The organism is Nitrosospira sp. Nsp13 (genome assembly GCF_900101945.1).
In the GTDB taxonomy this organism is placed as follows: Bacteria; Pseudomonadota; Gammaproteobacteria; order Burkholderiales; family Nitrosomonadaceae; genus Nitrosospira; species Nitrosospira multiformis_D.
Map to the genome: position 1 here is coordinate 14,104 of NZ_FMVD01000018.1, position 20,043 is coordinate 34,146.

18 protein-coding genes and 1 tRNA gene are annotated in these 20,043 nt (G+C 51.7%); 13 read left to right on the forward strand and 6 right to left on the reverse strand.

The genetic code is table 11. The annotated features are described in order from the left end of the window. Positions 1-20 precede the first annotated feature (20 nt). The 8 genes from gcvT (at position 21) to BLO43_RS14900 (ending at position 7,445) form a co-directional block, all read left to right on the forward strand. Entirely contained in the window at positions 21-1,109 is a 1,089-nt protein-coding gene (gene gcvT / locus BLO43_RS14865) for a glycine cleavage system aminomethyltransferase GcvT (RefSeq protein ID WP_090907761.1), read from the forward strand. Positions 1,110-1,151: 42 nt separating this feature from the next. Then, positions 1,152-1,541, forward strand: a complete 390-nt coding sequence (gene gcvH / locus BLO43_RS14870; protein ID WP_090907739.1) for a glycine cleavage system protein GcvH — start codon at positions 1,152-1,154, stop codon at positions 1,539-1,541. 102 nt (positions 1,542-1,643) lie between these two features. Continuing rightward, a complete protein-coding gene (gene gcvPA, locus BLO43_RS14875) occupies positions 1,644-3,002 on the forward strand; it encodes an aminomethyl-transferring glycine dehydrogenase subunit GcvPA (RefSeq protein WP_090907740.1) in 1,359 nt (452 codons plus the stop codon). Positions 3,003-3,064: 62 nt separating this feature from the next. Next, entirely contained in the window at positions 3,065-3,559 is a 495-nt protein-coding gene (tpx, locus tag BLO43_RS14880; protein WP_074630514.1) for a thiol peroxidase, read from the forward strand. Between the two features lie 59 nt (positions 3,560-3,618). Beyond that, positions 3,619-5,067, forward strand: a complete 1,449-nt coding sequence (gene gcvPB, locus BLO43_RS14885) for an aminomethyl-transferring glycine dehydrogenase subunit GcvPB (protein ID WP_090907741.1) — start codon at positions 3,619-3,621, stop codon at positions 5,065-5,067. A gap of 57 nt (positions 5,068-5,124) precedes the next feature. Beyond that, the gene (locus BLO43_RS14890) at positions 5,125-6,060 is read left to right on the forward strand and encodes a carbohydrate kinase family protein (RefSeq protein ID WP_090907742.1); all 936 of its coding nucleotides are present in this window, start codon (positions 5,125-5,127) and stop codon (positions 6,058-6,060) included. Between the two features lie 19 nt (positions 6,061-6,079). Further along, positions 6,080-6,532: an outer membrane lipoprotein gene (locus BLO43_RS14895; protein WP_090907762.1), complete on the forward strand. Its 453-nt coding sequence runs from the start codon at positions 6,080-6,082 to the stop codon at positions 6,530-6,532. A 109-nt stretch (positions 6,533-6,641) separates the two neighbouring features. Continuing rightward, complete coding sequence (locus tag BLO43_RS14900; protein WP_090907743.1) at positions 6,642-7,445, forward strand: lysophospholipid acyltransferase family protein; 804 nt, start codon at positions 6,642-6,644, stop codon at positions 7,443-7,445. Here BLO43_RS14900 and BLO43_RS14905 read toward each other — a convergent pair. Together BLO43_RS14905 and BLO43_RS14910 are read right to left on the reverse strand one after the other, a co-directional pair. Next, the gene (locus BLO43_RS14905) at positions 7,366-8,193 is read right to left on the reverse strand and encodes a symmetrical bis(5'-nucleosyl)-tetraphosphatase (protein WP_090907744.1); all 828 of its coding nucleotides are present in this window, start codon (positions 8,191-8,193) and stop codon (positions 7,366-7,368) included. The two genes, BLO43_RS14900 and BLO43_RS14905, sit on opposite strands and share 80 nt — an antisense overlap. A gap of 237 nt (positions 8,194-8,430) precedes the next feature. Further along, complete coding sequence (locus BLO43_RS14910) at positions 8,431-8,979, reverse strand: c-type cytochrome (protein WP_090907745.1); 549 nt, start codon at positions 8,977-8,979, stop codon at positions 8,431-8,433. A 148-nt stretch (positions 8,980-9,127) separates the two neighbouring features. Here BLO43_RS14910 and BLO43_RS14915 point away from each other — a divergent pair. The 3 genes from BLO43_RS14915 to BLO43_RS14925 all read left to right on the forward strand — a co-directional run bounded on the left by BLO43_RS14915 (position 9,128) and on the right by BLO43_RS14925 (position 13,501). After that, positions 9,128-9,204, forward strand: a tRNA-Arg gene (locus BLO43_RS14915). 504 nt (positions 9,205-9,708) lie between these two features. Further along, complete coding sequence (locus BLO43_RS14920) at positions 9,709-10,923, forward strand: OmpP1/FadL family transporter (protein WP_254773500.1); 1,215 nt, start codon at positions 9,709-9,711, stop codon at positions 10,921-10,923. Between the two features lie 136 nt (positions 10,924-11,059). Next, positions 11,060-13,501 carry an EAL domain-containing protein gene (locus BLO43_RS14925; protein WP_090907747.1) on the forward strand — a complete coding sequence of 814 codons (2,442 nt, stop codon included), beginning with the start codon at positions 11,060-11,062 and terminating at the stop codon, positions 13,499-13,501. Between the two features lie 130 nt (positions 13,502-13,631). Here BLO43_RS14925 and BLO43_RS14930 read toward each other — a convergent pair whose 3' ends face one another. The 4 genes from BLO43_RS14930 to rsmI all read right to left on the reverse strand — a co-directional run bounded on the left by BLO43_RS14930 (position 13,632) and on the right by rsmI (position 18,198). Further along, positions 13,632-15,530, reverse strand: a complete 1,899-nt coding sequence (locus BLO43_RS14930) for a potassium transporter Kup (protein WP_090907748.1) — start codon at positions 15,528-15,530, stop codon at positions 13,632-13,634. A 594-nt stretch (positions 15,531-16,124) separates the two neighbouring features. Then, positions 16,125-16,577: a phosphohistidine phosphatase SixA gene (gene sixA, locus BLO43_RS14935; protein WP_090907749.1), complete on the reverse strand. Its 453-nt coding sequence runs from the start codon at positions 16,575-16,577 to the stop codon at positions 16,125-16,127. Positions 16,578-16,883: 306 nt separating this feature from the next. Next, positions 16,884-17,123 carry a thioredoxin gene (locus BLO43_RS14940; protein WP_074630524.1) on the reverse strand — a complete coding sequence of 80 codons (240 nt, stop codon included), beginning with the start codon at positions 17,121-17,123 and terminating at the stop codon, positions 16,884-16,886. Positions 17,124-17,322: 199 nt separating this feature from the next. Further along, complete coding sequence (rsmI, locus tag BLO43_RS14945; protein ID WP_254773501.1) at positions 17,323-18,198, reverse strand: 16S rRNA (cytidine(1402)-2'-O)-methyltransferase; 876 nt, start codon at positions 18,196-18,198, stop codon at positions 17,323-17,325. Between the two features lie 412 nt (positions 18,199-18,610). On the opposite strand from rsmI, the gene BLO43_RS14950 reads away from it, so the two are divergent. Together BLO43_RS14950 and BLO43_RS14955 are read left to right on the forward strand one after the other, a co-directional pair. Further along, positions 18,611-18,949, forward strand: a complete 339-nt coding sequence (locus BLO43_RS14950; RefSeq protein ID WP_090907750.1) for a YraN family protein — start codon at positions 18,611-18,613, stop codon at positions 18,947-18,949. A 475-nt stretch (positions 18,950-19,424) separates the two neighbouring features. After that, complete coding sequence (locus BLO43_RS14955; protein WP_090907751.1) at positions 19,425-20,012, forward strand: BON domain-containing protein; 588 nt, start codon at positions 19,425-19,427, stop codon at positions 20,010-20,012. The last annotated feature ends 31 nt before the right edge of the window (positions 20,013-20,043 follow it).

Sequence of the window (20,043 nt, forward strand, 5' to 3'; positions counted from 1 at the left end):
TATTTTTGGGACATCCATTCGTGAAAACAACCTCTCTTAATCAAACCCACCGCGAGATGAAGGCCAAAATGGTCGATTTCGGCGGTTGGGATATGCCCCTGCATTACGGCTCCCAGCTGGATGAGCATCACAAGGTGCGTAGTGACGCCGGCATGTTCGACGTATCGCATATGTTGGCGGTAGATATCAAGGGCGAATCAGCGCGTAGTTTTTTGCGGCGGCTGGTCGCCAACAACGTGGATAAACTGACGCAGCCGGGGAAAGCACTTTATACGTGCATGCTCAATCCCCAAGGGGGCGTAATAGATGATCTGATCATCTATTTTTTGACGGAATCGCATTTTCGCATGGTAGTCAACGCGGGTACCGCTGACAAGGACATGGCGTGGATGCAGGCGCAACGCGATGAAACCGCACCCGGACTGGAAATCATTCCCCGCCGTGATCTAGCCATGATTGCGGTGCAAGGACCTAATGCACGCGCCAGGGTTTGGCAGGTCATTCCCGGTGCCCAGGCTGAGACAGAGGGCTTGAAGTTGTTTCAAGCGGCAACGTATGATAAATATTTCATCGCCCGTACCGGCTATACCGGGGAGGACGGCTTTGAAATCATGCTTCCCTCGAAGGATGCTGCGGAATTCTGGCACGCTCTCCATGCCGCGGGCGTAGCGCCAGCGGGGCTCGGTGCGCGTGACACTTTACGGCTTGAGGCTGGAATGAATCTTTACGGTCAGGATATGGATGAGACGTCCAACCCATTGGAATCTGGATTAGGCTGGACGGTTGATCTAAAAAGTGATCGGGATTTTATTGGCAAGCCGGCACTACTGGAAAAACCCGTTAAGCAACAATTGATTGGTTTGATTTTACTGGAGCGGGGTGTGCTGCGCAGCCACCAGAAGGTTGCTACGCAATATAGCGACAACGAAGGCGACGGTGAGATAACCAGCGGCGGGTTTTCTCCCTCGCTTAATCAGTCTATCGCCCTGGCGCGCTTGCCGTTACAGGTATCCGCGGGAGATGAAGTACAGGTGTTGGTGCGGGACAAAATGCTGCGAGCGAAAGTGGTGAAGCATCCTTTCGTGCGAAACGGCAAGAGCTTGATTTGATTAGAACGGAAAAGCGATATCATTTAATTCTGGAGCAAAAACATGATTATTCCAAACGATCTGAAATACACTAAATCCCATGAATGGGTCAGGCTTGAAGACGACGGGACAGTGACAATCGGCATTACTCAGCATGCTCAAGAGTTACTGGGCGACATGGTATTCGTAGAGACGCCGGACGTCGGGCGTAAACTCAAGCAGGGAGAGGAATGCGCCGTAGTGGAGTCAGTCAAGGCTGCGGCCGACGTGTATACGCCCATCGCGGGAGAAGTCACCGCGGTTAATCCTGATCTTGAGCCGGCCCCGGAAAAAATCAATCAGGATGCCTACGCAGCATGGCTCTTTAAGCTAAAGCCAGTGAATACCGCGGATCTGAACAATCTTCTCGATGCCGCAGGCTATCAGAAAATACTTGAGAGCGAGGAAGATTAATAAAGCCATGGACCTGCGAAAATTAAAGCTGGGATAATATTTTCCGGCTTGTCTTTCACTTCTCCTTTTCAACTTTCATACCCATGATTCACGGAACAAACCATGCCGTTCATTCCCCACACTGAAGAAGATATACAAGCGATGCTTGCAAGCATTGGCGCAAAAACCATTGATGATTTGTTCGATGAAATCCCTCCCGCCCTGAAGGGCGGCAGCTTGAAACGAGTGCCTCCCGGTTTGAGCGAAATGGAAATTTCGCGATTGATGCTGGAACGGGCCGAAGCGGATGGGCGTTATCTCAGTTTTATCGGTGCAGGTGCCTATGAGCACCATATTCCGGCAGCAGTATGGCAAATAACCACTCGCGGCGAATTCTATTCCTCATACACCCCCTATCAGGCGGAAGCGAGTCAAGGCACGCTGCAATTGCTCTACGAGTATCAGACCATGATGGCGTCGCTGACCGGAATGGATGTCTCCAATGCAAGTATGTACGATGGCGCTTCCGCACTGGCTGAAGCGGCATTGATGGCGGTACGCTCGCATAAATCCTCACGCCGTATTCTGATGCCCGCAACGGTGCATCCCATCTACCGTAGCGTGGTACGCGCGATCGTCAAAAATCAGGGTATTGACGTGGTTGAAATCCCTTATTGCAAAGAGTCTGGCCAGACCTTGCCCGAATCTCTGAATGCGTTCGACAAGGAGGAATTTGCGGCGTTGGTTATTCCCCAGCCCAACTTCTTCGGTGTGCTCGAACAGGTTGATGCCCTCACCGATTGGGCGCATAGCAAGAATGCGCTTGCGATCGGCGTGGTCAACCCCATTGCGCTGGCATTGCTTAACCCACCCGGCGAATGGGGGGCGAAAGGTGCAGATGTAGCGGTGGGTGAAGGGCAGCCATTGGGAATTCCCCTTTCGAGCGGTGGGCCCTACTTCGGTTTCATGGCCTGCAAGCAGGCACTGGTGCGTCAGATGCCCGGGCGTATCATCGGCCAAACTACAGATCAGGATGGCAAGCCTGGCTTTGTTCTCACGCTACAGGCACGTGAGCAGCATATTCGACGCTCCAAGGCCACTTCCAACATCTGTACTAACCAAGGATTGATGGTCACCGCCGCCACCATTTATATGGCGCTGACGGGTCCGGAAGGGTTGCGGCGGATTGCCGCTCAGTCTCATGCAAACACCTTGGTTCTGCTGGAAAAACTGGAAGCCCTGAAAGGCGTAAAGAGAATTTTCAATGGATCATTGTTTCATGAAACGGTGATTTCGCTACCGGGACCGGTTGATGAGTTATTGCGGACGCTCAAAAATCAGCAGATATTGGGGGGACTGAGTCTAAAAGATTTTTATCCAGAGCTTGGCAACGCAATACTGGTATGCGCCACCGAAACCAAAACGCCGGCGGATCTGGAAAATTACGCAGGGTATTTAGGCAAGGCAATTGACAAGCTATAACAGGTTCCTCGTCGATTCCTGGCTATCCTCAATTGAATCATTCTTAACTTAAGGAGAACAGCATGGTTACGCTTGCAGGCAATCCCATCAAAATTGAAGGAACCTTTCCCAAAACAGGCGAAAAAGCACCGGCATTTTCGCTGGTTAACAAGGATTTGAAGGATGTCACGCTGGCCGACTTTGCCGGCAAGAAAAAAGTACTTAACATTGTTCCCAGTTTGGATACCCCCGTCTGTGCCATCTCTACCCGCAAGTTTAATGAGAAGGCCAGCAACATGGAAAATACCGCGGTGCTGATAATCGCCGCTGACTTGCCTTTTGCAATGAGCCGTTTCACTGATACCGAAGGGTTGGACAAAGTGGTGGTATTGTCCACCATGCGGGGGGCGGAATTCATGAAGAATTATGGCGTTGCCATTACCGACAGTCCGCTGGCTGGCATTACCGCCCGTGCCGTTGTGGTACTGGATGAAAACGACAACGTAATTCACGCTGAACTGGTGCCGGAAATTAAGGACGAGCCCAATTACGATGCAGCTCTGGCGGCTTTGAAATAAATCCGGCAACCAGAGATACCCTATAAACAAATACTTATTGCAGGACTCGGATTATACCCATGTTGATATTCGAACACGCGCGCCCCGGCCGGCGCAATTATTCGCAATCCCCCGCGACGGCAGCGAAAACAGATAGTATTCCCCAGAGCTTATTGCGTAAAGTGCCGCTGCTGCTGCCGGAAGTATCTGAAATGGATGCGGTGCGTCATTACACGCGACTGTCGCAAAAGAATTTCTCGATAGATACGCAGTTTTATCCGCTTGGTTCCTGCACGATGAAGTACAACCCGCGGGCATGCAATTCCCTGGCCATGCTGCCGCAATTTCTGGCGCGGCATCCGAGGGCACCTGAAAGTACCGGGCAGGGATTCCTTGCATGCATGTATGAGTTGCAGGAAATCTTGAAAGATGTAACCGGCATGGCGGGTGTAAGCCTCACACCGATGGCCGGTGCGCAGGGTGAATTAATCGGCATAGCGATGATACGCGCCTATCATGAAGCGCGCGGAGACTCTGCCCGTACCGAAATCATTGTTCCCGATGCCGCCCATGGTACCAACCCCGCCACAGCGGTCATGTGCGGCTACAAGGTGGTGGAGATTGCCACGGATAAGGAAGGCGACGTGGATATGGACGCGCTCAAGGCAGCTGTGGGTCCGAAAACTGCCGGATTGATGCTGACCAATCCTTCCACGCTCGGCGTATTTGAAAAGAATGTGGCCGAGATGAGCAAAATCGTCCACCAGGCGGGCGGATTGCTCTACTATGACGGTGCCAATCTTAATGCGATACTTGGCAAGGTAAAGCCCGGTGACATGGGTTTTGACGTCATTCACATCAATCTGCACAAAACTTTCTCAACCCCCCATGGCGGCGGAGGGCCAGGTTCAGCGCCTGTGGGTGTTGCCCAACGTTTATTGCCATTCATGCCCGTACCGATAGTGGCATCTGAAAACGGTGTCTATCGCTGGCTAACGGAAAAGGAAATACCTCAATCCATCGGCAGACTTTCGGCACATATGGGCAATGCGGGCGTGCTGCTGCGAGCGTATGTCTATGTCCGTCTGCTAGGGGCGGAAGGCATGCACCGCGTGGCTGATTTCGCCGCGCTCAATGCCAATTATCTGATGGCGGAATTGAGCAAAGCGGGTTTTGAAATCGCCTACCCGACCCGCCGCGCCAGCCATGAATTTATCGTCACGCTAAAAGAGCTGAAGGAAAAAACCGGTGTCACTGCAATGAACGTAGCCAAACGGCTGCTGGACAAGGGTTATCACGCGCCTACCACCTATTTTCCGCTACTGGTGCCGGAATGCCTGCTGATCGAGCCTGCTGAAACCGAATCCAAGGAAACGCTCGATGCGTTTGTCGTGTCCATGAAGGAGATCCTGGAAGAAGCCTACACTCAACCGGAAATGGTAAAGGGTGCACCCTACAACACACCGGTGCGCAAGCTGGATGATGTAAAAGCTGCGAGGGAACTGGATTTAGCCTGGAAACAACCTTGAACGCCGGTCTGATTTAAACGGACGCCGAAAGACAGTCTCCTCTAACACGCCGGGCATATGCATACACTCATTTGCGGTTCCATGGCCTACGACACCATCATGGTGTTCAACGACCATTTCAAGAATCATATCCTGCCGGAAAAGATTCACATTCTGAATGTCGCTTTTCTGGTTCCGGATATGCGCCGGGAATTCGGCGGCTGCGCCGGAAATATTGCCTATAATCTGCAAATGATCGGTGGCAATCCGCTTATCATGGCTACAGTGGGCGATGATCATCAGCCCTATGCCGGTCGCTTGAGCAGTCTGGAGCTGACGCAAACTCATCTCCGCCACGTAGATGGTACATTCACCGCACAAGCGTTCATCACCACTGATCTGGCGGATAACCAGATCACCGCGTTCCATCCCGGTGCAATGAATTTTTCGCATGAGAACCATGTAAGTGATGCGAAAAACGTAAGCCTCGGCATTATTGCTCCAGACGGGCGTGATGGCATGGTACAGCATGCCCGGGAGTTTCATGAAGCAGGTATTCCGTTCATGTTTGATCCCGGGCAAGGACTGCCCATGTTCAATGGCGAAGAGCTGTTGGACTTTATCGGCAAGGCTGATTACGTCGCCGTCAATGACTACGAAGGCCAATTACTGCATGAGCGTACCGGATGTCCGCTGGAATCGTTGGCGAAACTCGTCAAAGGTTTGATAGTCACAAAAGGTTCGGAAGGGTCGATAATTTATGCCGATGGTCAACAAATTGTGATCCCGAGCGTTAAACCGGAGAGGCTGATCGATCCGACTGGCTGTGGCGATGCTTACCGCGCGGGACTACTTTACGGTCTCACCAATGAAATGGATTGGCAGAGCACTGGGCAGCTTGCCTCGCTTATGGGGGCTCTGAAAATCGCCCAGCGCGGCGGGCAGAATCACAGTTTCAGCCGGGATGAGATTGATCAACGATATTTTGAGATTTTCGGCAATCGCATTCTATAAAGAGAGCGAGATGATGCGGATGAATATTTCCGCGGTGGCGTTGATATACTTATCCGTAGCCGTTTTAAGCGGTTGTGCGTCGGGCTTGTCGGGGAGTGATTATTCGCGCGGCCAGGCTCGGCAAGAACAAAGTGTACGCACCGGCGTGGTGGAGAGCGTTCGTGAAGTAAAGATCGAAGGCACGCGTAGCGGCATCGGCGCGATCGCAGGCGGTGTAGCGGGCGGTATCGGGGGCAGCACCGCGGCCAACGACAGACTTGGCGCCATTCTGGCCGTTCTCGGCGCGCTTGGCGGCGGGCTTCTGGGACAGGCTCTGGAGCAGGGCGTAACAAGTCAGAAGGGACTCGAAATTACCATCAAACTGGATAATGGCTCGATGGTGTCAATTACCCAGGCGGCAGATGAGGAATTCAAGCCCGGTGAACGGGTAAGAATTCTCGGGGGAGGAGGAGTTTCACGCGTATCGCACTAACAGCCAGCCGGAGCCGAATTTAAGTACCAACAACTGTTCTGTTGATCAAAAGTGGTACAAGCAGCTTTCTTTCAAGATCGGCCGCCGTTATTGATGCAATAATAAGAGCATGAAGAATGCTACTACGAGCAGGTTGACACAAATTGTTCGTGCCATCCGTTTGTTGCTGCACATCATTTCGGGCTTGGCCCAATCCGCGATATATCCGCACCTGAGTCAGCCAGCACAAAGGCGCATGGCGCAAAACTGGTCGGCGATACTTCTTAAAATTCTACGCATCAGGTTGCGCTACAGCGGTGTCATGCCTGCGGCTGAAGAGCGCCGAGTAATGTTAGCGGCCAATCATGTTTCCTGGCTGGATGTTTATTCCCTGAATGCGGCATGCCCTGCTCGCTTCGTCGCCAAATCCGAAATTCGTGGCTGGCCGTTACTCGGCTGGTTAAGCCGGAATGCGGGAACATTATTCATCGAGCGTGCGAAGCGCAGCGATACCGCCCGGATCAACACGGACATTGGCAATGTATTGATGATGGGAGACCGGATTGCGGTATTCCCGGAAGGCACCACCAGCGACGGAACCATGCTCCGGCACTTTCATGCGTCGCTATTGCAGCCGGCGGTAACGGTTGCAGCAATATTATGCCCGGTTGCGATACGTTATACCGACGCCACAGGAATGATTAGCAAAGCGGCGGCGTTCACCAATATCTCGATGCTGGAATCGCTGCGGCAAATATTGCGGGAACCGTGGATTAACGTCGAATTAATCTTCACCGACCCTATTCATAGCGACGGGAAGAACCGGCGAGAACTGGCGCGTTATGCCGAGCATGCTATTGCCAGCGCTTTGTTCCTTCCCCTGCCGCACAAGACACCTGGAAGATCTTTCGATCTTCCAGCCGAACCGCAGTGAGATTTCCTCCCCATAAGCAACCGGTATCCAGCGCTATCAGATTGCTTCTGATTTGCAAACCTAGCGCCGACCAATGGCCGCAAATAATGGTAGCTTCCCGGCTGACACGATTCGGCACCTCAAACCACGGCAAATAGCCAGCCGGAATGTCCTGGACCAACCCCTTATGAGCGAAATTCATTTTCCCGCCGGGTGTGCACACGCGCATCCGCGTCATGGCGTTGATGATCACTCGCAGGCGCGCATATCCTTCGAGACTGTCGTCCCAATGGTCGGGTTCGTTGCCATACATATGGGCACATAAATCGTGGAAATCTCCGCCGCGAAGCACTGTTTCAACTAATTGAGCAAGCAGCATGGCTTGTTCTACGCCCCATGACGGCAACAAACCCGCATGCACCATGACATGGTTCTCATGCACATGCAGCAGCCGCTGATGCCGTAACCAGTGGAGCAACTCATCCCTGTCAGGCGCAGAAAGTATTTCCTGTAACGTATCGTTCCGGTGCAATCTGGCGCAACCTTCAGCAACCATGAGTAAATGCAGATCGTGATTGCCTAGTACCATGACTACCGCATCATTCAATCCCCGGACAAAACGCAATATCGATAGCGAATCCGGCCCTCGGTTGACAATATCCCCCACCAGCCACAATCTGTCTTTCGAGCAATCGAAACGGATCAGGTCAAGAAGCTGCCTGAACTCCTTATAACACCCTTGTAAATCACCGATTGCGAAAGTAGCCATTCTCTGGAAAACTCATTAACATCAATCGCCCAAGATTCATGCGCTTCCGCTTCCAATCTAGCTCAGGCAGTTACTGCCCATTTTTCAGTTTAATGCCCTGAGCCCACCGTTTTGGTGAGCGCGCTACAGCGCCGTATTCAGATTCAATTAGCGTTTGCGTCCCACCATAAAGAATAAGGGCGATAGGGATCTTTCCTATCGCCCCGCTATCTTTTTACTCTTCATATCCTCAGGAAATTATTTTGCCTGGCTCACCATATAATCCACCACCGCTTTGACATCGGCATCAGATAGGCTGGCATTCCCGCCTTTGGCGGGCATCGCATTCTTGCCCTTGAGCGCGCTATTGTATAGTGTATCCGTACCACTCTTAATACGGGAAGCCCATGTCGATTTATCACCGAGTTTGGGAGCGCCCGCCGCACCGCTTGTGTGACACGCAGCACAACTTGCTGTGTAGATTGTCTTGATCCTATCTGCGCCATCTGCAGCCGCTGCCGGAGCGGCTACCGCACCTGCCGTCTGACTGGTTACGCCCACGTTCTCGTCAGCCTGCGGCGAGTCACTTGCAACTATCAGCCGGCCCACCGGTTTCAAGCGCTTCGCGATGGCTTCATCCGAATAAATGGGATCATTCTGATCTACCGTTCTATCGCCCGTAACAAGCTGTGCCAACAAGATAATAGTCAAGACTGGAAACAAGAAAGCGGACACAAGGACCGTAATCAATTGTTTCGGTGTCTTGATGGACGAGGTATGCCCTTCTTCTTCATCAATCTCGCTCACAATAACTCCCCAAGGAAAAAGGGGTTATTGTATAGATTCATGCGTGTTGAAGCAAAATGCAATTCGTTTACGTTGGACGCGGGATTTAAAAAAGGCTATTCTATAGCATCCAACCGGTTTGCTCGATAAGGGTTACACCACTTCATTTGCGCCCATAGCTCAGCTGGATAGAGTACCGCCCTCCGAAGGCGGGGGTCACACGTTCGAATCGTGTTGGGCGCGCCACTGGATTTGCTTCCGTCACACCGAAAGAATGGATGGTAACAACGCACTTCAGGCCTTCCTTTTCCCGCGCCCAAACACTGCATACTCCATCCCTCCAATCACCACTCAGGCTTATTGAATATGCCGGTATAGCGAGAGGCCGCTGTCCCTAACCTCCAGGCGGAGGAATATCCTGACGACGCTCACGGCACGCCTGTTTTAAGAATCCCAAAAGATAACAAGACTTGAAGACTCAATCGCATCAAGGTATATCAACGTCAACGACTAAAGATGGATGCTACCTGTAAAATTTTACAGCTATCAGGGAGTTGAATCTAATGGCATTATCATAGCGACAAAGGGAGGCTGCCCTCCTTATTTAAGCCATCTCAATACATACGATACTTGAAACACTATGCATATTGTCGAGCTTGAACCCTCCCACTCCGCGCACATCCGTATCCGATTGAATTGAGAGTCGGTCCATCAGTCCGGTTATTATTTCTGTTTCTGCTAATGGGTGGCATGTCCATTGCCGGTAGTGCTGTCGCGGCAGGATTTGCCTTACAAAACCAGAATGGAGCTGGAACGGGCTATGCCTACGCCGGAGCAGCGGCAGTCGCGCAAGATGCTTCAACGATCTATTTCAATCCGGCCGGCATGACCTATCTTGCCCCCAGACATCATGTTTCCGGGGCATTGAGCTTATTGGTGCGGTCGCTGAAGTTCAGTGACACGGGGAGCAGCACATTACTGGGCTACCCCCTCGGTGACAACGGCGGCCAGGCGGGTGGTCTGGCCGCGATTCCTGCGGTTTACTGGACCATGCCTGTTACATCCGCGCTGCGCCTCGGGTTAGGTGTATCGCCAACCTTTGGCAACTCCACGGAATGGAAAAATACCTTTATCGGCCGGTATCAGGGCGTATTCTCGGAGATAAATGCCATCAATTTTAATCCCAGCATTGCCTGGCGAGTGAATGATGCCATCTCGCTCGGTCTAGGCTTCAACGTCGTGAGATTCGAAGCTGATCTGCGCGCCATGTCGCCCGTAACAGCGCTATTACCTGCACGGGTGGATACCAGAGCAAAAGTGACCGGTGACGATATAGGTTTTGGCTATAACCTTGGCGCCATGTTCCAGTTAAACCAGGCCACGCGCGTGGGTCTGACCTATCGATCAACGGTGAATCTGAAAGTTGATGGGCATCTTGGGGTACTCAGCAGTACCCTTCCGGCATCCGTCTCTGTTGAGTTGCCGAATACTGCATCGATAGCAATATCTCATAGAGTCAATGACCGGTTGCAGCTTCTCGGTGATTTAACATGGACAGGCTGGAGTAGCATTTCCGCATTAATGGTCAGGAGTCGTACTTCCGGATCTGTCCTGTCAAACGAGCCGTTGGGTTTTAAAGACAGCTATCGCGTGGGGGTAGGAGTGCAATACCAATATAGCGATACCTTTCGGCTACAGACAGGAGTCGCTTACGATCAGTCACCGGTGCGCAATGCAACGGATCGAACCGTCCGGCTGCCGGACTCGGATCGCGTCTGGTTAAGCGTGGGCTTTAACCAGAAGATCAATGAACGAACATCGATTGATGCGGGATATGCCCACATATTTTTTGACAAGAGCGAGATCGATCGGGCGACGAATAATAACCCGATGCTCCAGGTTGTCCGTGGTTCCTTCAATACCTCGGTACACATCATTTCTGTTCAACTCAATCACCGATTTTGATCTCGCCGCGAGGATGGATGGGTTTCAGGGAAAAACAGAGTCCCAATAATGAATCTATACTTAGATTGTGTTTCATATACCGGGTCTACACCGTGACGCGCCATGATCCGGATGATTCGGCCATGGCGGAGCACCCATGGCCGTGCGCAAACTCAAAGCACACCATATGACACAACCTAAACCGTTAAGCAGCTCGAACCCCAACCTCGAATTCGATGCATTGAAGGTTGAGCACGTTCATTTGCTCTATGCCAACTTACCGCTCTCGCTTGGCGCCAATCTGGTGCTTGCGCTGATTCTTGTCTATGTACAGAGATTAGTGATAGATCCCGCCGTGCTGTTTGGCTGGTTTATATCGATCAGCATGGTCTCGTTGTGGAGAGCAGTTCTGATGGTACGTTGGCGCCGTAACAGAAAGGGCGACATATCCATTTTATTATGGAGATTCCGTTTTCGCGGGGGGGTCATTGCCAGCGCACTGGTCTGGGGCGTCGGTGGGGTGCTCTTATTCCCAGAGGGCGACATACCCCATCAGGTATTTCTTTCCTTTGTCCTGGCTGGATTGAGTGCCGGAGCCGTCACTTCATTGTCAGTGGACAGATTATCAGTATTGAGCTTTCTACTGCTGACCTTGATACCGCTGATTGTACGTTTCGGGATAGAAGGCAGCGAAATTTCCCTGGCCATGGGCGTGATGACCACGCTTTTTTTGATTGTTATTTCGCAAAACGCGTCACGAACGGCGCGCACTATCCATGAAAATATCAAGCTGCGTATCGAAGCATCAGCGCGTGAAGAGGCATTGCAAGAGGGCAAAATACGCTTGCAGCAACTGAACCAGAATCTCGAACAGCTTGTCGCCAAGCGCACAAGTGCGCTGAGAGAAAGCGAGGCGCGCTTTCGGTTCCTGTTTGAGCAGGTAGCGGTGGGCGTAGCGCAGATCGATACCATGACCGGCCGGTTCGTGCGCGTCAATCAGAAGTATGCCGATATTATCGGCTATACGCCCACAGAGATGCTTGTGCTGGATTTCCAATCCCTTATCCACCCCGACGACCTCAAAGCCTCTCTGGCCAATGTAGAACGCCTCAAGGCAGGAGAAATACGTGAATTCGAGATGGAGAAACGCCTCTTTTGCAAAAACGGCAGAGACATCTGGGTCAAGCTAACGGTTTCACCCATGTGGATGCGGGGTGCAAAACCCGATTATCACATCGTGGTAATACAGGACATCACCGGGCACAAGCAGGCGGAAGAGCAAGTACATCAACTTGCTTTCTATGATTCACTCACCAGGCTACCCAACCGGCGTTTGTTCCTCGATCGTTTGCAACAGGCGCAGGTTCATAGCACACGTCATAAGACCAATTGTGCAATCCTATTCATCGATCTGGATAACTTCAAGACACTTAACGATACCCGGGGCCATGATGTCGGTGATTTGCTTTTAATTGAGGTTGCCGAACGCCTCCGGAGTAGTGTGCGTAGCAGTGATACCGTAGCCCGGCTGGGTGGCGACGAGTTTGTTGTAATCATTGAGGGACTAAGCGAAGATACCGTGCCGGCGGCTGGCCAGGCCAAAGATATCGGTGAAAAATTTCTAGCATCCATCACCCAGCCTTTCAAGCTTCAGGAGTTTGAATACCACGGCTCCTCCAGTATTGGTATCCGCTTGTTTCGTGATGGCGAGACCAGCATAGATGACCTGCTCAAGCATGCCGATACCGCAATGTATCAGGCTAAGACAGCAGGTCGCAATACCCTGTGTTTCTTTGACCCGTCCATGCAGATTGCGCTGGAAATGCGTACCACCATGGCGATTGAGCTGCGTCAGGCCATAGCTCGTCAGCAATTCAAGCTTCACTATCAGAGGCAAGTCAATGCGGAAGGCACTGTGGTGGGTGCTGAAGTCCTGCTACGCTGGCAGCATCCCGAACGGGGAATGATTTCGCCGATGGTATTCATTCCGATCGCAGAAGAGACCGGTCTCATTGTGCCGCTTGGAAAGTGGGTGCTGCAGATGGCCTGTGCACAGCTTAAGCAATGGGAACACGACCCGGATACCCGCAACTTCCAGCTTGCCGTCAACATTAGTGCACGCCAGTTCCGTCAATTGGATTTTGTCGATGAGGTGCTTGAAGTATTGCGAAAATCGGAGGCCGATCCGCTCAAGCTCAAGCTCGAGCTTACGGAAAGCCTGGTGCTACAAGACATTGTCCATAGTATCGAAAAAATGGAGATACTATGCAATGCTGGCATACGCTTTGCGCTGGATGACTTCGGCACAGGACACTCCTCGCTGACCTATCTTAAGCGCTTACCGCTGGAGCAGATCAAGATCGACCAGAGTTTCGTGAACGACATCGCCACCGACCCAAGTGACGAAATAATTGTTCGCACCATTATCGTGATGAGCAACAGCCTTGGGATGAAAGTCATTGCCGAGGGAGTGGAAACAGAAGACCAGCGAGACTTCCTTGCTCGAAACGGTTGTTACACCTATCAGGGCTATCTGTTTGGAAGACCTATGCCAATCGAGGATTTCCAGAAACTGCTATCCCAGTTTCAAAAAATTTAACCCTCACCGTGCTTTCATAGCACGGGGCTCAGCAAACCGGTTTTTTGGACTCGCCATTATCGAAATATGGACCGGCTCGATGCTTTTATCCCCGGCTTTTGCAGCCAATAGCTTTGAGTCCGGCGGGCTGCTAGATCTCGACCCGTGCCCCCAGTTCAAGAACCCGGTTAGCGGGTAGCTTAAGATATTCCGCCGCATTGCTCGCATTGCGGGTCATGGCTGCGAAAAGCCGTTCCCGCCACAACGCCATGCCGGCACCAGAGCTCGGTACGACGATCTGGCGACTCAGAAAATAGGAGGTTTTAAGCGGTTCGAACACAAGCCCATATGGTTCGCACAATTCCAGTGCGTATGGCAGGTTGGGTTCGTCCTTGAAGCCGTAACGGACAGTAATTTGGTAGCAGTTATTGTTTAATGACTTTACGGATACTCGCTGGTCTTTAAGAACGCGAGGAGTTTCCAAAAGAGCCACCGTCAAGAATACCACTCGCTCATGCAAAACCTGGTTATGGGCAAGATTATGCAGTAGCGCATGAGGCACTCCATCTAAATCAGCGGTCAAAAAGATCGATGTGCCGGCGACCCGCGCCGGGGGGTGCGCCATCAGCGATTCCAGAAACGGCTCAAGTGGAATAGCTGCCGAGCGCAGGTGCTCGAACAGGATTTGACGTCCGCGATGCCAGGTAACCATGATAGTAAAAATTATCACTCCGATTACCAGCGGGAACCACCCGCCCTGGGCAATTTTCAGGGTGGTCGCCGCAAAAAATGTCATATCGATGGTAATGAAAATCGTTGTCGCAAAAACAGCTAAAAACCAGGAGTATTTCCAGGCGTAGCGAAGTACGAAGAAAGTAAGCAGTGTTTCAATGACCATCGTGGCGGTCACGGCAAAACCATACGCGGACGCGAGACTGGAGGATGAGCCAAAGCCCAGCACCGCCATGACTACCGCTGCCAGCAGCGTCCAATTGACGAAAGGAATATATATCTGACCAATCTTACGATCGGAGGTGTGTTTTATCTGCATGCGCGGCAGAAATCCCAGCTGGATGGCCTGCTTGGTCATGGAAAAAACACCGGAGATAACGGCTTGTGATGCGATGACGGTGGCAATAGTCGCCAATCCTACAGCCGGATAAAGCGCCCAGGCGGGAAACAAAAGATAGAAGGGGTTGGAAATCGCCAGTGGATTGGAGAGCAGCAGCGCTCCCTGCCCGAGATAATTCAACGTCAGCGCTGGCAGCACACATCCATACCAGGCAAAGCGGATAGGTTTGGCGCCAAAGTGTCCCATATCTGCATAGAGCGCCTCTCCACCCGTGATCGCGAGCACCACGGCACCAAAGGCAACGAATGCCGGCCACCCATTGTTCAGGCAGAAAGCGACGGCATGAACCGGGTTTAGCGCCGTCAGTATCTGTGGCGCGGCACCAATATTGGCGAGACCGGCGAGACCGAGCGTACTGAACCATATCAGGGTGATGGGTCCGAACATGGCGCCGATTCCCCCCGTTCCCCGCTGCTGGATTAAAAAAAGTGCAATCAGTACAGTCAACGTGATGGGTACCACGTACGGCTTGAGCAGCGGCGTAGCCACTTCCAGCCCCTCCACGGCACTCAGCACCGAAATGGCCGGTGTAATAACCCCGTCACCATAAAACAGCGCCGCACCAAAGCCACCGATGAGGAATAGCATATTGCGCAGTTGCGGATGACTGGCGACCGAAGAACTGGCGAGCGACAGCAACGCCATGATGCCGCCCTCCCCCTTGTTGTCCGCACGCAAGATCAACGTTATGTACTTGAGCGACACCACCGTCATGATCGCCCAGAAGATAAGCGAGATAATGCCGATTATATTGCCCTCGCTGACCGCAAGCCCGTAGACGGGATCGAAAACCGTCTTCATGACGTATAAGGGGCTCGTACCAATGTCGCCATAGACCACCCCCAGAGCGGCCAGACTTAGTACGCCCAAAGACTGCTGTCTGACTGTTGTTTTCGGTCCCGTGTTTTCGCCGGTCACGATCCTGAATCCCGCGGTAAGAGCAGACCTACCAAAAAGGTAAAGTCGGGTTGGAGCAAAAAGTCATTACGGGTCATGTGATACCGAGCTAAGAAACGAGTGAAAAATACATGGTCAACTGACAGGCTTATTGATTCGGCGAGAAAACACCATGTACCATAAATTTCGCCATTCCGGACGGGCTGGAATCAGCCCAAACCAGCAACGGCACACTTTGAACGCCCGTTGGATACCGGTTTCTAATAGCATGACGTTTGTAATGTTTACTCGCTGGATCAACAGAATATGGATGCATTGAAGCAGGTGCCTGATTTACCTGATGGCGGCACGATGGTGGCTAAGGGATCCATACGGCTAGGAGTGAGCCCCATAAGTACTTCCGCCTTCTTTACTTCAATATGAAGGACGACAAACGTTATAAGTCTGAACGCCCTTTCATTGGGTTTAGTGTACTGAATGGTTTATTTGCTGCGTGCCTGCGGCAATGGGCAATGGTTAATAGTCGCCACCGATTGAACGGGATTCCGCTCCTATTGTACACGACCTGTATGTTGGATTGCGCCAGCGCGCAACGCGGGGCAATTGCACACAAGACTACAACATATCCGGAGAAATGCTGGTATGCAAGACCACTTCAGCGAGGTCTCCCTTCTTTTTGTTGCTAAACCACCATATTGCGCCTTTCCGGACGCTCCATTCCATGGGATCGCCTGACATGAGAAAAGCCGCGACTTCTCCAAGTGTGGGCTGATGGCCCACTACTACGACCGCGCCTTTGGCATCTGGCCAATCCGCGGCAGCGAGAATTGCTTTTGCCGAAGCACCCGGCCCGATTGCACTGACAGTTTCGAAATCGCCGTCCAACGCCGCCGCGGTCTGCTGGGTGCGCCTGGTGGGGCTGACTATAATGCGTATATTTTTTGGTAATCTTGGCTTAAGCCATTCAGCCATGACTCGCGCTTGTTTTAATCCCTTGTCCGTAAGTTCCCGTGCGCTATCGGGTACACCATCCTCAGCTTCGGCATGACGCCATAGAATGAGTTCCATGTTTTCTCCTATAGTAAAATCATTGATCCATAGCAGCCTGAATGTGTGCCGGATGGAGGCAATTCTATATATTCGCACGCACTGAACTGACCAAGTGCGCTATAGCGACTATATAACATCTGATCTTGCTCTTTGTGTCTGGCAGAGCATTACATGAAATCGTCTCATCGACAACGAGCATGCGCTAAGGAGGACAACCGGTATTGAGTGCCTATGAGAGAGATTCTGACAGTGGAATCTATTGGGGATGACGGAAAAATGATGCTTGCGGAAATGGCGGGCATATCCGCCCGCCTCCCATCGCAATTAGGATTTCAATGCGGAAATTGGGGCGCCAAAGTTGATGTGGAAAGGTGCTCCGTTGATTACGATTGCGGGTACTGACTTCACGCCAGCCGCTTCAGCAGCTGCAATGCGATCTCCATGCTCGCCGAGATGCACAAGTTCCACATCGTAACGGGTGGGATCCAAGGCATCAGCAATCTGACGCTCGGCTTCGACACATACAGGGCAACCGGCATGATAAAAAGTAGCAGGTGTTTTCATAGTCGATATCTCCAGAATATTTAGATGTCAGTGGGGGCTACCCACGTTCGCAAGAACCACTTAAACTGTAACCATGCGACGAGGTTATTATAACCGAAGACCCTCAGAGGATCAAAAATAGCAGGCCGTGAATTTCGCTGTGGTTGCACGTTCAGCGCTAACATTCGTTGGCAATTAAGTCCACCGCTAATGACAATGCCTATGCTCTGCTATTTGTCTCACCTTTTAGTGCCAATGCCAAGGCATACAACATGTTTTTGCTTTCACCAGTTATCTCCGTGGCTAGCTTGACAGCCTGCTTCAGCGGCAGATCTTCCAATAATAGTGCCAGTGTACGTCGTGCCTGATCGCTGACTTTCTCTTCAGTTCGGACCTCCGCGCCAGACACAAGTAATACGAATTCGCCCTTTTGACGGTTAGCGTCAGCCTGCAACCATGCGGGAGCATCATGCAAAACGCAACGGTGAAACGTTTCGAACACTTTGGTCAGCTCTCTGGCAATAATGAGTTGGCGATGCATGCCCAGTACCTCAACCAGATCGGCCACGCAGTCAAGTATGCGATGAGGGGCCTCGTAAAATACCAGCGTGTGAGGCAGCGATTTTAATGCCTCCAATTCGCGTTTGCGCGGCCCGGAATTGACGGGGAGAAATCCATAGAACAAAAAATGGGGCATGGTAATCCCTGATGCGGACAGGGCACATATGGCCGCATTGGCCCCAGGAATCGGGGTTACTTTGTAGCCTTGATCCCGCACCAGGCTAACCAGTACGCTCCCCGGATCGGAGATTCCCGGTGTACCTGCGTCAGTGACGAGAGCGATGGATTTTCCTTGGGCGAGAAAATTCACGACCTTTTCTGCCATAGCGCGCTCGTTGTGCTGATGCAGCGCCATCATCTTCCTGGCTATCGAATAGTGTGCCAATAAACGCGCTGTCATGCGGGTATCTTCAGCAGCGACCATATCCACCGCCGCAAGTATATCCAGCGCCCGAAGACTAATGTCGCGCAGGTTTCCTATGGGTGTGGCAACGATATATAGCGTGCTGGTGGATATCATATTATTGTGATTCATTCTATTGGGACTTGCCGGTATGGATCGTCGCACTATAAACCTAAATCAGGCGTATGGACCGTCAACTTCCAGATTTTGGATAAAGCGATCTGTTGGTTTTTCAATCGGGCTAGGGTGATTTTATGGTAGATGCGCACGCGCGGAACGAGATAACCGCAGCGTGTTTTTTGGACCGTGAGGGGCAGCCACCTTTAGTTCCTCTCTGAATTACTGATTATCTATAATTCATGAAGTCACGATAAAGCGCTATGCTGGATTGCGGGACATTGTAAAATATAACAGCTGACTGACTGGCGCCTAGCTGAAACGGAAGCCCTCAATTTTCTTCTTTATATGCTCCGTTTCGCGCAACGGCAAGAACAGAAATTGGATATCCTGTCGTTTGGAGCGGGAATTGTAGGGACATTAGGATATGAAGGGCAGCGAGGCTGAGCGATGTGCCGAGACATTTCTTTTACGTCAGCGCCTTCGCTTGCTTGAGCGAAATTACCGGTGCCGTTTTGGTGAAATTGATCTCATCATGCAAGATGGGGAGATGCTGGTATTTGTTGAGGTACGGTTGCGTACGAGTTTGATTTTTGGCGGGGCAGCAGCTAGCATTACGTCATTCAAGCAGGCGAAGCTGTTACGAACAGCGCGTCATTATCTTGCCGGTTTAAAGATGGCGCCTTCGTGCCGGTTTGATGCGGTACTACTATCGGGTCAGAGCGGGGAGGAGATGGAATGGATCAAAAATGCCTTTGAGGAATAGTGTTGTTACTAGGGCCTGTTAACACTTATTTTGCACCCGCGACGGCGACGGATTTCATCCAGTAGGAGGCATGAGCCGCGCGGCGGAGCAGGCCTCCGTAAGCGGCGAGTAACGAAGGGCTGGATGAAATCCGTTCCGTCCCTTCGGGTTACTCACAAAAAACGCGGATGCGAAATAAGTGTTAACAGGCCCTAAGTCGCAGAGATCGCATTCCTGGTTCCCATTTTTGCCGTGAAGTACGATGAACACCTTGAGTAGCTTGCCGAGCTTGAAGAATCGAAGCAAAGATCTGGCTGATGAGGGTAGATTTTTAGGATTTTGAAAAGCTGATAATTCTATTGGCCGAAAGGGTGGCGAAATATAAGTCGGTGCAGCACCTTAACATTCGGTTTTTGCAGCAGTCGATTTTCTTTAATCCCGACAGGCTGCCAGGTGAGGCGGGAAAACGTGGTTGTTTTTTACAAAGGGAACATTGATGAAAAGTTTGAACGGGGGATGGCTGTTTTTACTTGCGCTGCTATTTCCGTTTCTTCCGGGGTGCGCCGCGTTGATAGCGGCTGGTGTCATATCCGGTGTCGGTACAGGCGTGGCGGTATCTCAAGACCGACGAACGGGGGGTATTTTCGTCGAGGACGAAGGGATCGAGATAAAGGGTGGACGACGCGTCAGTGAGAAATTCGGGAGTGATGTTCATGTTAATGTCACCAGCTTTAATCGCAACGTCTTGCTCACCGGTGAGGTTCCATCCGAGGCTGCGAAAAAGGAAATTGGGGATCTTGTCAAAGGCGTCGAGAACGTGCGCAACGTCACTAACGAAATAGTTGTGACCGGAATAAGCTCATTCATGTCCCGCAGTAATGATGCGTTGATTACCTCCAAAGTGAAGGGTCGCTTTATGGATGCCGGGAAATTCCAGGTCAATCATGTGAAGGTTGTTACGGAAAACGGGGTGGTGTTCCTGCTGGGTATGGTAAGCCGCAAGGAGGCTGATAGCGCGGTAGAGGTTGCGAGTTTGACCAGTGGCGTGAAGAAAGTGGTCAAGGTTTTTGAATACCAGGGTTGACCGCTATTGGCAGGGATATCGAAGCCCGACT

Bases quoted from the DNA above. Each gene is read 5' to 3' on its own strand.
- gcvH (WP_090907739.1), top strand. From the start codon at position 1,152: ATGATTATTCCAAACGATCTGAAATACACTAAATCCCATGAATGGGTC.
- gcvPA (WP_090907740.1), top strand. From the start codon at position 1,644: ATGCCGTTCATTCCCCACACTGAAGAAGATATACAAGCGATGCTTGCA.
- tpx (WP_074630514.1), top strand. From the start codon at position 3,065: ATGGTTACGCTTGCAGGCAATCCCATCAAAATTGAAGGAACCTTTCCC.
- gcvPB (WP_090907741.1), top strand. From the start codon at position 3,619: ATGTTGATATTCGAACACGCGCGCCCCGGCCGGCGCAATTATTCGCAA.
- BLO43_RS14890 (WP_090907742.1), top strand. From the start codon at position 5,125: ATGCATACACTCATTTGCGGTTCCATGGCCTACGACACCATCATGGTG.
- BLO43_RS14895 (WP_090907762.1), top strand. From the start codon at position 6,080: ATGAATATTTCCGCGGTGGCGTTGATATACTTATCCGTAGCCGTTTTA.
- BLO43_RS14900 (WP_090907743.1), top strand. From the start codon at position 6,642: ATGAAGAATGCTACTACGAGCAGGTTGACACAAATTGTTCGTGCCATC.
- BLO43_RS14905 (WP_090907744.1), bottom strand. From the start codon at position 8,193: ATGGCTACTTTCGCAATCGGTGATTTACAAGGGTGTTATAAGGAGTTC.
- BLO43_RS14920 (WP_254773500.1), top strand. From the start codon at position 9,709: ATGTCCATTGCCGGTAGTGCTGTCGCGGCAGGATTTGCCTTACAAAAC.
- BLO43_RS14925 (WP_090907747.1), top strand. From the start codon at position 11,060: ATGGCCGTGCGCAAACTCAAAGCACACCATATGACACAACCTAAACCG.
- sixA (WP_090907749.1), bottom strand. From the start codon at position 16,577: ATGGAACTCATTCTATGGCGTCATGCCGAAGCTGAGGATGGTGTACCC.
- BLO43_RS14940 (WP_074630524.1), bottom strand. From the start codon at position 17,123: ATGAAAACACCTGCTACTTTTTATCATGCCGGTTGCCCTGTATGTGTC.
- rsmI (WP_254773501.1), bottom strand. From the start codon at position 18,198: ATGAATCACAATAATATGATATCCACCAGCACGCTATATATCGTTGCC.
- BLO43_RS14950 (WP_090907750.1), top strand. From the start codon at position 18,611: ATGAAGGGCAGCGAGGCTGAGCGATGTGCCGAGACATTTCTTTTACGT.
- BLO43_RS14955 (WP_090907751.1), top strand. From the start codon at position 19,425: ATGAAAAGTTTGAACGGGGGATGGCTGTTTTTACTTGCGCTGCTATTT.